Source organism: Pedobacter changchengzhani (assembly GCF_004354365.1).
Lineage (GTDB): Bacteria > Bacteroidota > Bacteroidia > Sphingobacteriales > Sphingobacteriaceae > Pedobacter > Pedobacter changchengzhani.
Genome location: NZ_SJCY01000010.1, coordinates 78,920 through 90,702, shown reverse-complemented (window position 1 = coordinate 90,702; position 11,783 = coordinate 78,920). Strand labels below are relative to the sequence as shown.

Here is an 11,783-nt window from a genome sequence, read left to right as displayed (position 1 = left end):
GACCAGCAAAGCAATGCGACAAGTTCATTGTTAATCGGGATTTGTAATCCGATTGTTGAACTTAGGATTTGTAATCCTATTAACGCCCAAGTGCTTTTTCTTAAAATGGATTGCAAATCTATAGGCATTGGAGTCAGGATTGCAAATCCTGACCAACTCGTTAATCGGGATTTGTAATCCCGACTACTGAACTTAGGATTTTGAATCCTACTCAACAAAAACTAAAATATCGCTCTAGCAATTTTCTTCGTCTGTTCTGGTCGGCCCATAGTATAAAAATGCAACACAGGCGCTCCAAAATCCATCAACTCCTTACACTGTTTAATCATCGATTCTGTACCTATTTCTTTAGCTTCAGCATTGCTTTTAGCGTGAGATAAGGCGTCTGTTAATTCTTCTGGCAAATCGATATGGAAAATTTTAGGCAAAACCGTTAACTGAGATAATGTGCTAATGGGTTTCAACCCGGGAATAATCGGCACATTAATATCATTTTCCCTACATTTTTTTACGAAGTCGAAATACTTCTGATTATCAAAAAACATTTGGGTAACAATAAATTCTGCGCCAGCATCCACTTTCTTCTTCAAGAATTTGAAATCTGCGTTTAGGTTTGGTGCTTCAAAGTGTTTTTCAGGATAACCGGCCACGCCGATACAGAAATCACTGTTAAAAGTTTCTATATCTTCGTGCAGAAATTTACCGTCGTTATGGTTTTTAATGTGCTCAATTAGATCTGTTGCGTAACAATGACCACCCTTGGTTGGAATAAAAGATTTATCAGCTGCGCGTGCATCGCCTCGTAAAGCCAACACATTATCAATCCCTAAAAATTGTAAATCAATTAGCGCATTTTCAGTTTCTTCTTTAGTAAAACCACCACAAATTAAATGTGGAACGGCATCAATATTATATTTATGAATAATCGCAGCACAAATGGCTATTGTACCTGGGCGCTTCCGATACGAAACCTTCTGCAATAAACCATTGTCTTGCTCTTTATAAATATAATCTTCCCTTAAGGAGGTTACATCAATAAAAGGCGGATTAAACTCCAACAATGGATCAATTGCATCGTATATCCATTGAATACTTTGCCCTTTTATAGGTGGCAAAAGCTCGAATGAGAATAAGGTTTTTTTGGCTTCTTGTATATGCTGAGTAATTTTCATGTTGTTGCGGGTTGTAAGTTACGTGTTACCTGTTTGGATGCCGAATCAAAAATTGATAGCTTCATGTGGGGTTACGTGTTAAGAGTTTTAGGTTATGGGGTTGGGTGTTTACTTCGCCAGTTGCTGGTAATATTTTATGAACCCGTTTAATAATTTTCTAACGATTTCTAATTTCAGAAGTATTGATTTTAAGCTTATTTCATCAATATACTTTTGGTCAAATGAAATATAAAGTTGAGTTTCTAATTCATAAATTGAACCTCTGGCTATAAAAAAGAACTGAATACTGTCCTTTGGATAATTTCTCCCACAGCCTTCTGCAATATTTGATGGAACTGAAACGGCAATCCTCCTCATTTGGCTAGTTAAACCAAATAGTTCATCTTTAGGAAATAGTTTAGTGGCATTATAAATTTCGTTTGTTAAAATTCTCGCCTCCTTCCAAACATCTAAATCTGTATATGCTTTTTTTTCTTTTTCCATTTATCTTTTCTTTCTGCTTCGAATCCCGTAACCTGTAACAGCTAATACGCATTACTAAACTTCCAAACCTACAACCCGTAACACATAACAGGTAACAACCTAGTAAGCCAAATTCGGGCTCAACCAACGCTCTGCCTCTTCCAAACTCATGCTTTTTCTATTAGCATAATCCTCTGCCTGATCTTTAGTAATTTTTCCTAGACCAAAATATTTCGATTCGGGATGTGAGAAATAAAAACCACTTACGGCAGCAGTTGGATACATGGCATAACTCTCGGTAATGTTTAAACCAATCTTATTTTCGGCATCTAAGAGTGCAAATAGAGTCCCTTTTTCGGTATGCTCCGGACAAGCAGGATAACCTGGTGCAGGACGAATACCAACATATTGCTCTTTTATTAACTCTTCGTTAGATAGTTTCTCTTCTTTTGCATAAGCCCAGTATTCTTTACGCACCATTTCATGCAGTTTTTCTGCAAACGCTTCTGCTAATCTATCCGCTAAAGCTTTGGCCATAATGCTATTGTAATCGTCGTAATCTTTTTCGAATTCAGCCACCAATTCATCACAACCAATACCAGTTGTAGCCGCAAAACCTCCAAAGTAATCTTGTACGCCACTTTCTTGCGGTGCAATAAAATCAGCCAATGCATAATAAGGTTGACCATCAGTTTTTTCAGTCTGTTGCCTTAAAGTGTGAATAACAACTTTCTCGGCGTTACCATTTTTAAGTTTCTCATCGGCGTTTAGCAACGCGCTTTCAACATCTAACTGAATATCATCATGATTAATAGTATTGGCCGGCCAAAAACCTATCACAGCTTTTGCAGTCAGTAATTTCTCTGAAACGATACGTTTTAACAAAGTTTGCGCATCATCAAATAGCTTTTTAGCTTCTACACCAACATTTTTATCATCAAATATTTTAGGGTAGCTTCCACGTAATTCCCAAGTATGAAAAAATGGCGTCCAATCGATGTAAGGAACCAAATCTTCCAACGGATAATTTTCGATAATTTTTGTGCCTGTAAAAGCTGGCGCTGGAGAAACCTGCGTTAGATCGATTTGGAACTTGTTTGCTCTTGCTTGCTCGATTGTTTTATATCGTTTATCAGAGCGTTTATTTAAATGTGCTTCTCGTGCCTTATCGTATTCTGCTTTAATTCCATCAACATAGGCTCCTTTTGTTTCAGGATTCATCAAAGTACTACAAACCGTAACACTTCGAGAGGCATCTAAAACATGTATGGTGGGGCCAGAATAACTTGGCGCAACCTTTACGGCGGCATGTATTCTTGATGTTGTGGCGCCGCCGATAATTAACGGAATGGTAAAACCTTCGCGCTCCATTTCTTTTGCAAAATGAACCATTTCATCTAACGAAGGTGTAATTAAACCGCTTAAACCAATAATATCAGCATTTATTTCTCGGGCTTTTTTAATAATTTCCTGTGCGGGAACCATTACACCCATATCTACAATTTCGAAATTATTACAAGCTAAAACAACGCCTACAATATTTTTACCAATATCATGCACATCGCCCTTCACAGTAGCCATTAAGACTCTACCTGCTGATGAACTTTGATCTTGATCGGGGTTATCTAATTTTTCTTGAGCAATAAACGGCAATAGATAAGCCACTGCTTTTTTCATTACCCTTGCCGATTTTACCACCTGAGGCAGAAACATTTTTCCAGCGCCAAATAAATCACCAACAATGTTCATTCCACCCATTAACGGGCCTTCAATTACTTGTATTGGCCGAGGATATTTCTGACGGGCTTCTTCCACATCATCATCCAAATATTCTACAATTCCTTTTACCAAAGAGTGGGATAAACGATCTTCAACCGTTCCTTTTCTCCATTCTTCATCACGAACAATTTCTTTTCCTTTACTTTTAATCGTTTCGGCAAATTCTACCAATCGCTCGGTAGCATCATCTCTACGGTTTAAAAGCACATCTTCTACCCTTACTAACAATTCTGGCGGAATTTCTTGATAAACTTCCAACATACCCGCGTTCACAATGCCCATATCTAAACCTGCCTGTATGGCGTGGTACAAAAATGCAGAGTGCATCGCTTCGCGAACGGTATTATTTCCTCTAAAAGAGAACGATATGTTTGAAACGCCACCACTTACTTTTGCGTGAGGCAGGTTTTCTTTAATCCACTTTGTGGCATTTATAAAATCAACTGCGTAATTATTGTGTTCTTCTAAACCTGTGGCAACGGTTAAAATATTTGGATCGAAAATAATATCCTGTGCCGGGAAACCAAGCTCATCAACTAAAATATCGTAACTGCGTTTACAAATTTCTTTTCTACGTTCTAAATTATCAGCTTGTCCTTTTTCATCAAAAGCCATTACCACAACTGCAGCGCCGTATTGCATAATTTTGCGAGCACTTTCTTTAAACTTCTCTTCGCCTTCTTTTAAGGATATTGAATTTACAATACCTTTTCCCTGCATACATTTTAAACCATTTTCGATAACCGTCCATTTGGAAGAATCGACCATGATTGGCAATTTTGAAATATCAGGTTCTGAAGCAATAAGGTTTAGGAATTTAGTCATCGCAGCTTCCGAATCAAGCATCCCTTCATCCATATTCACATCGATAACCTGCGCACCACCTTCTACCTGTTGCAAGGCAACGGCAAGGGCAGCTTCGTAATCGCCACCCAAAATCAATTTAGAAAATTTTGGAGATCCTGTAATGTTTGTACGCTCACCAATGTTTACGAAAATACTATCAGGTCTAATGGTTACGGGTTCTAATCCGCTTAAGCGCATAAATGGCTCAATTACAGGGATTTTTCTAGGTGTTGCTTTTTTTGCGTTTTTAGCAATGCAGGCAATGTGCTCTGGCGTAGTACCACAACAACCGCCCACAATGTTTACAAATCCTGATGCTATAAAATCATCTACTAAATGAGCAGTTTCATGTGGTTGCTCATCGTAAGCGCCAAACTCATTTGGCAAACCCGCATTTGGGTAAGCAGAAACATAACAACCAGCTTTTGTGGCAAGTTCTTCAATATGTGGGCGCATTTCTTTCGCACCCAAAGCACAATTAAAGCCAATACTTAGGGGCTTTGCATGCATTACCGAATTTAAAAAAGCCTCGGCTGTTTGTCCTGAAAGTGTTCTGCCCGAAGCATCGGTTATCGTACCAGAAATCATAATTTCTAGTTTGCGCCCAATTACTTCTTCGTATTTTTTTATGGCTACAATAGCCACTTTCGCATTTAAAGTGTCAAAAATAGTTTCAATCAATAAAATATCTGCGCCACCATCAACCAAGCCACGAACTTGCTCATAATAAGCAACTTCAAGTTCATCAAAATAAACTGCTCTATAACCAGGGTCGTTAACATTTGGCGACATAGAAAGTGTTCTATTTGTTGGACCAATTGCACCTGCAACGAAACATTTCCGATCGGGATTTGCCAACATAAATTCGTTAGCAGCTTCTTTGGCAACTCTCGAACCTTCAAAACTCATTTCGTAAGAAAGGTCTTCCATTTGGTAATCGGCCATGGAAATACGCTGTGTACTGAAGGTATTGGTTTCAATAATATCGGCACCGGCTTTTAGATATTCTAAATGTATGGCTTTAATAATATCCGGACGTGTAATGTTTAGCAAATCGTTGTTGCCTTTCACATCACATGGGTGGTTTTTAAACCGTTCGCCTCTAAAATCCTCTTCAGTTAAGGTATATCGCTGAATCATAGTGCCCATTGCACCATCAATAATCAAAATCCGCTTTTCTAATTCTTCTCTAATATCCATTTTTTCTGAGATATGAGATATGAGATATGAGATATGAGATCAATTTAGAGCGCAATGTCTCAAATCTCAAATCTAACTTCTCAAATCTCTAAAGCTTACTAAAAAGTCGGATCGGATGTACTCCTTTAAACTTATCTTCTCTTGCTCCCGAATAACCATCGGAACTAGATTAGAATTTAGCACCTTGTTTGGCACAGGTTGCTAAGACATCGTTGGGTCTAATCCCTCCGTCTTTCTTTATAAGCAGTGCAAAAATGCAACAAACGCTCGTCAATTCCAAAAATTATCGCTTTGCAACCAAATAAAATTACAAAGGCCACGCAAAAATGCATGGCCTTCGATATAATATTTTGCTAAATGATGATTATTTTCTACCTCCGAAGATACGAAGTAAGAATAAAAATATGTTAATAAAATCTAAATAGAGTGATAAAGCAGCCATGATCGCTAGTTTCTTAGTATCAGCTGATGCCATTTGCTCGCCACTTTCTTCCAAGCCCAAGCCAATTCTTTTAATCTTCTGCACATCGTAAGCAGTTAATGCAGTAAAAACAGCAATACCAATAAAAGCCATAATTAGACTAAATTGTTCACTTTGGATAAACATATTGACAATACTGGCAATTACTAAACCAACAACACCAACCATTAAAATTGGACCAAACTTGCTTAAATCTACATTGGTGGTATAGCCTAAAAACGCCATAATACCGAAAATACCTGCTGCAGCTGCAAAACAAGTTATAACTGAAGTACCGGTATAAACTAAAAGAATAAAACTTAAACTTACGCCCAACAGTAAAGAGAAAGCAACAAATACGCCCAATAAAGCAGTATAAGATAACCTACTAAACCCTGCACCCATTAGTAACACTAAACCTAGCGGTGCAAACATAGCAACATAACCTAAACCAGTTCTTTGTCCGGTTTCAAAATTGATAAGCATGTGCAGTACCGAATCGGTATTGGATACATAAAATGCTGCCAATGTTGATAAACTTAAGGCCACAAACATCCATAAAAAAACATTTGCGAAGAATTTTTTTGCAACCGAGTTTTGTTGTACAAAAACACTATTGTCTTGGTACTGATAATTTTGTTGTTCCATTTATATTATTGTGATTTAATTTATAAAAATAATTATTTAATTCAATCTTTTTGTCAGTTGTTCTTCAACTTTTTTAAAAAACTGTAAAGGCTTTAACGTGCGCCAAGGCATATCATCAATCGCGCCACCAAAGTTAATGTAATAATCAATATTATTATCTTTAAACTCTTTAATTACGTGTTCTTGAAAATTAACACCCACAATCCATCCATCTTCCACTTCCTGAAACCATTCTTCGTAATAACTATCATCTGAAGCATGAAAGTTAAGCACGTTTTCACCTATTAAAATAAACTTTGTAATGCCTTCATCCATCATCAATTCTAAAATATCGCGTTTTAGCATCATGATATCGTTATTAATGGCATCGTTCCATTCGCCAATAAATTCTATAATGGCATAACTTCTATCGTAATCGGCATACAAAACTTTTAAATAAAGCGTATTAGAGCCAAATTCGTCCCATTGGGGATGTAACAAAAAATTATAAATCTGCTTATCAAAGTACAATTCAGAATACTCGGTATTGTAAAAAGGCGAGCGATCATCTTCCGCAGAAATGTAATCATCTCTCCATTGGTAATAAGGTTCTATTTCGTGCATCTGTAAAGTTGAAGGTTATAGGTGGTAAGTTATAAGTCGGAAATTACTATTACTAGCTTAGTTTTGTAAAGATTAATATAAGTCGTTTATTTTTAAGCTTTTTTATATTTGCACTATTATAGTTAGAACTTAATACCTTCAACTTTTACTTGCTTCAACAGCTTTTCTAACACTTCCATATTTACTTAATAATTCGGCGGCGTCCTCATAATTTATTTTCAATTCATCAGCTATCATTAATGTGCCTCTATCTACAAGTTTATGGTTGGTTAACTGCATATCTACCATTTTATTGCCTACAACCCTACCCAACTGCACCATTACCGCCGTACTTAGCATATTTAAAACTAATTTTTGGGCTGTGCCCGATTTCATCCGCGTGGATCCAGTAATAAACTCTGGCCCAACTACCACCTCAACCGGGAAATCAGATCCTGCAACGATCGGGCCACCTTCGTTGCAAACAATACAACCTGTTAAAATGCCATGCTGGCGGGCAATATTTAAGCCTCCAACTACATAAGGCGTAGTGCCCGAAGCTGCTAAGCCAACTAAACAATCCTTTTCATTTATGTTAAATTCTTGTAAATCTTTCCAAGCTTGCGCCACATCGTCTTCGGCATTTTCTACCGCTTTTCTAATTGCGGTATCGCCTCCGGCAATAATGCCCACCACCCAATCAAACGGCACGCCATAAGTTGGCGGACATTCGGATGCATCTACAACGCCCAATCGGCCACTTGTACCGGCGCCAATGTAAAATAATCGGCCACCTTTTTTCATTTTATCTGCCACGGCCGTTGTAAGTTTTGCTATTTGAGGCAACGATTTTTCTACCGCAAAGGCAACCTGTTTATCTTCATTATTTATGCCCTGCAATACTTCCAAAACCGACATTTTTTCAATGTGCTTATAGTTAGATTCTTGCTCGGTAACTCTGTTCATATCAATTATAATTTTGATAAAAATCGTTAATTCCTTTTTAAAAATGAATTAAATTAATTCCTTTTTGACGGCTAAAAAATTTTAACGTCAAAAACATCAAATAATGACAAACAATTCACCTTATAATGTGGTTAAAAATATAATGAACCCACTAATTTTCATATTTTTGTAAAAATAAATGAAAAAGAACACTCGTTATAACCTTATTATTGCTTTTACTTACGCTGCTGTATTAACATTAGGCATGTTTGTTGGCATTAAGTTTATAAAAATGCAAGGTTTCGACATTCAAAAAAACACTAAATATGTTGATAACAATGGGGAGAAGCTAGATGAGATTCTTCACATCATCAATAAAAAATATGTAGATGATATTAATACTGATTCGCTGCATAATCTGCCCATCGATAGTGTTTTACATCAATTAGATCCTCATAGTGTTTACCTACCTCCTGCCGATGTAGATGATATGACCAATACCCTTGAAGGGAATTTTGAAGGTGTGGGTTTAGAGTATTATATGCTAAACGATACCATGATGGTTACCGGAGTAGTAAAAGATGGCCCCGCTTTTATGGCCGGAATTAAGCTAGGCGATAAAATTTTAAGTATCGATAGTGCTGTTGTAAGTGGAAAAAATTTACCTAAAGCGCAACTTTCTGGGCGTTTTAAAGGTAAAGCTGGCACAGGTGTAAATGTTTTGTTGTTAAGAACTGGCAGTTTGCAACCACGCCGCTTAATGGTAACAAGAGGCAAAGTAAACGTAAGCAGTATTGATGCGGCCTACCTAATTGCAGCCGAAACCGGCTACGTGCGCATTAGCAAATTTGGTGCAAATACCGATGAAGATTTCGCTAATGCCATAAATAATTTAAAAGCGAAGGGAATGAAAAAACTCATTCTGGATTTGCGCGACAATGGAGGCGGTTATTTTAGCGCAGCTACTGGCTTGGCCGATCAATTTTTGGCTGAAAATAAACTTATTGTTTATACAGAAGGCAAGCACGAGCCTCGCACCGACTATTTTGCATCGGGCACTGGCGCGTTTCTGCAAGGTAAACTCGCTGTTTTAATAAACGAAAATACGGCCTCGGCGAGCGAAATTGTTGCTGGTGCCATACAAGATTTAGGTAGGGGAATTATTGTTGGCCGCCGATCTTTTGGTAAGGGTTTGGTGCAAGAACAGTTTGCTTTTAATGATGGCTCGGCGCTAAACCTAACCATAGCAAGGTATTTTACGCCATCCGGTCGAAGTATTCAAAAATCGTACAAAAAAGGCTACGATGCCTATAAACACGAACTAGATGATAGAATGGCCGATGGCGAACTAACTGCCGATCGCACTTCGTTTCAAGATTCTGTTGAGAAAACTGAAGGTGTAAATCCATCGTCAGTTAAAACCCAAAAAACAGCAGGTGGCATTCAACCCGATGTTTTTGTTAAGTTAGATACTACTGGTTACAATAAATTTTACGGCAAATTAGTCATCAAAAAAATATTGTCCGATTTTGTTTTTGATGTGTTAACAACCCGCTATTCTTCATCGTTCATCGAACAAAATATTAACACCTTCAACATCAGCGATAACGATTTCAAAGATTTTGCAACCTATCTTCAAAATAAGAAAATTACAGTGGATCATACACAGCTCAACAGTGCTAAAATGCATATCGCGGTAGATTTAAAGGCTTTTCTTTGCCGTTATTACTTAGGCGATGTTGGTTATTACAAAGCCGTTAATCAAACCGACAACGTAGTTAAGCAAGCGTTAATCAATTTGCAATAAATTATTTTTCAGAAAAGCAGGTTCCTGTTACAAAATCAAGATTAGTCCTGCCAACCATTACAAAGCCGTTTGCGTAGAAAAAAACGCAATCCGTGTTTTCCATTCATGTCAGGTTTAGATAACTTAGGTTTGAATAAAAAACTCAAATAGCGATTAATTATTTAACAGCAAAAATAAACATACGCAGTTTCGGTCGGTGAGGACATCAACCTATAATAAAATAAATTTCCAACGACTCATTGTTGGTCAAGATTTGTAATTCTGATTCTGCTACTGATGAGTTAAAATCCTCGGCTAATAAACCAGGGAAGTATTTCTTAACTAGCGAGTTGTTACCTTTACCGAGAAGATTGTTGGTCAAGTTTTGTAGTCATCCGATGCATATAAGCGCCACGCCGATATTCAACGGATAACTGATTTATCAATTCATATCAATAAAAAAAGCAACATCTTTTGAGTGTTGCTTTCTAATAAATATAATTTTCAGCTTTTGCTATAATAACCCTATTTCTGTCTGAAGAAAATTTGAATCGGCGAACCAGAAAAATCAAAATGCTCTCTCAACTTGTTTTCTATAAAACGTTTGTATGGATCTTTAATGTACTGAGGCAAGTTGCAGAAAAACGCAAACATTGGCGAGGTGGCATTAATTTGAGTAATGTATTTAATTTTAATGTGTTTTCCTTTTAATGCTGGCGGTGGAAACTTCTCAATTAACGGCAACATTACATCATTTAATTTAGATGTAGGCACTTTCTTGCTTCTATTTTTAGCAACTTCTAAAGCCGATTCTACAGCTTTGAAAATTCTTTGTTTGTTTAAAACTGAAGTAAATACGATTGGCACATCAGTAAAAGGGCGAATGCGCTCATGAATTTCTTCTTCAAAAGCTTTCATGGTTTGGGTATTTTTTTCAATTAAATCCCATTTATTAACCAAAATAACAATACCTTTTTTGTTTTTCTCCGCTAGGTGGAAAATATTAATGTCCTGACTTTCGATACCGTCTTGCGCATCAATCATCAAAATAACAACATCAGCCTCCTCTATAGCTTTAATACTACGCATTACCGAGTAAAATTCAAGGTTTTCTTTAACCTTGGTTTTTTTACGCAATCCTGCCGTATCAATCAGCATAAATTCATGCCCAAATTGATTGTAATGAATTTTAATCGAATCGCGGGTTGTACCAGCATTTTCGGTAACAATGTTACGCTGTGCACCTACCAATGCATTTACTAAAGAAGATTTACCCACATTTGGGCGACCGGCGATTGTAATTTTTGGCAGTAAATTTTCTTCTTCAACTACATCTTCAAAGTGTTTAACCACCTCATCAAGCAACTCTCCAGTGCCCGAACCCGTCATAGAAGAAAGTGCATAAACCTCGCCTAAGCCGAAGCCATAGAAAGTATGTATTTCGCCATATAGCGCTGTATTATCAACCTTATTTGCACAAACAAATACAGGCTTTTTACTTCTGCGTAAAACCTGGGCAATGTCGTCATCTAAATCGGTAATGCCGGTAGTTACATCAACCATAAAAATAAGCACACTTGCTTCTTCAATGGCAATCATTACCTGCTCACGAATGGCAGCTTCGTAAACATCTTCAGAGTTGGCTACATAACCACCAGTATCAATTACGGTAAAATTTCTGTCTGTCCACTCGCCTACACCATAATGTCTATCGCGGGTTACACCGCTAACGTCATCAACAATTGCTTTTCTGCTTTCAGTTAATCTATTAAAAAGGGTACTTTTGCCTACGTTTGGCCTGCCTACGATGGCGATAATATTACTCATTTGTGTTTCAGATTGTAGATTTACGGTTGTAGATTTAACACAATCGTAAAAATGTTGTTAGTTTTTTGGCCAATGG

8 protein-coding genes and 1 riboswitch are annotated in these 11,783 nt (G+C 37.2%); of the genes, 1 reads left to right on the top strand and 7 read right to left on the bottom strand.

Features of this window, described 5'->3' with window-relative positions; translation table 11 throughout:
* Positions 1-221: 221 nt before the first annotated feature.
* From metF to murQ, 6 genes are all read right to left on the bottom strand, one after another.
* Positions 222-1,172, bottom strand: coding sequence for a methylenetetrahydrofolate reductase [NAD(P)H] (gene metF, locus EZJ43_RS13855; RefSeq protein WP_133263311.1), 951 nt, complete (start codon positions 1,170-1,172; stop codon positions 222-224).
* A gap of 108 nt (positions 1,173-1,280) precedes the next feature.
* Positions 1,281-1,655, bottom strand: a complete 375-nt coding sequence (locus EZJ43_RS13850; protein ID WP_133263310.1) for a four helix bundle protein — start codon at positions 1,653-1,655, stop codon at positions 1,281-1,283.
* A gap of 99 nt (positions 1,656-1,754) precedes the next feature.
* Positions 1,755-5,459: a methionine synthase gene (gene metH / locus EZJ43_RS13845; RefSeq protein WP_133263309.1), complete on the bottom strand. Its 3,705-nt coding sequence runs from the start codon at positions 5,457-5,459 to the stop codon at positions 1,755-1,757.
* A gap of 128 nt (positions 5,460-5,587) precedes the next feature.
* Positions 5,588-5,705, bottom strand: a riboswitch (SAM riboswitch).
* A 118-nt stretch (positions 5,706-5,823) separates the two neighbouring features.
* A complete protein-coding gene (locus EZJ43_RS13840; RefSeq protein WP_133263308.1) occupies positions 5,824-6,567 on the bottom strand; it encodes a Bax inhibitor-1/YccA family protein in 744 nt (247 codons plus the stop codon).
* Positions 6,568-6,603: 36 nt separating this feature from the next.
* Complete coding sequence (locus EZJ43_RS13835; protein ID WP_133263307.1) at positions 6,604-7,170, bottom strand: hypothetical protein; 567 nt, start codon at positions 7,168-7,170, stop codon at positions 6,604-6,606.
* A 138-nt stretch (positions 7,171-7,308) separates the two neighbouring features.
* Positions 7,309-8,115 carry an N-acetylmuramic acid 6-phosphate etherase gene (murQ, locus tag EZJ43_RS13830; protein WP_133263306.1) on the bottom strand — a complete coding sequence of 269 codons (807 nt, stop codon included), beginning with the start codon at positions 8,113-8,115 and terminating at the stop codon, positions 7,309-7,311.
* Positions 8,116-8,293: 178 nt separating this feature from the next.
* On the opposite strand from murQ, the gene EZJ43_RS13825 reads away from it, so the two are divergent.
* On the top strand, positions 8,294-9,901 hold the full coding sequence (locus EZJ43_RS13825) for a S41 family peptidase (RefSeq protein ID WP_133263305.1): 1,608 nt from the start codon (positions 8,294-8,296) through the stop codon (positions 9,899-9,901).
* Between the two features lie 504 nt (positions 9,902-10,405).
* On the opposite strand, the gene der is transcribed toward EZJ43_RS13825, so the two are convergent.
* A complete protein-coding gene (gene der / locus EZJ43_RS13820) occupies positions 10,406-11,707 on the bottom strand; it encodes a ribosome biogenesis GTPase Der (RefSeq protein ID WP_133263304.1) in 1,302 nt (433 codons plus the stop codon).
* Between the last annotated feature and the right edge of the window lie 76 nt (positions 11,708-11,783).

Excerpts from the sequence above, each read along its gene's own strand:
- EZJ43_RS13835 (WP_133263307.1), bottom strand. The coding sequence starts at position 7,170 with ATGCACGAAATAGAACCTTATTACCAATGGAGAGATGATTACATTTCT.
- EZJ43_RS13850 (WP_133263310.1), bottom strand. The coding sequence starts at position 1,655 with ATGGAAAAAGAAAAAAAAGCATATACAGATTTAGATGTTTGGAAGGAG.
- murQ (WP_133263306.1), bottom strand. The coding sequence starts at position 8,115 with ATGAACAGAGTTACCGAGCAAGAATCTAACTATAAGCACATTGAAAAA.
- EZJ43_RS13825 (WP_133263305.1), top strand. The coding sequence starts at position 8,294 with ATGAAAAAGAACACTCGTTATAACCTTATTATTGCTTTTACTTACGCT.
- EZJ43_RS13840 (WP_133263308.1), bottom strand. The coding sequence starts at position 6,567 with ATGGAACAACAAAATTATCAGTACCAAGACAATAGTGTTTTTGTACAA.
- metH (WP_133263309.1), bottom strand. The coding sequence starts at position 5,459 with ATGGATATTAGAGAAGAATTAGAAAAGCGGATTTTGATTATTGATGGT.
- metF (WP_133263311.1), bottom strand. The coding sequence starts at position 1,172 with ATGAAAATTACTCAGCATATACAAGAAGCCAAAAAAACCTTATTCTCA.
- der (WP_133263304.1), bottom strand. The coding sequence starts at position 11,707 with ATGAGTAATATTATCGCCATCGTAGGCAGGCCAAACGTAGGCAAAAGT.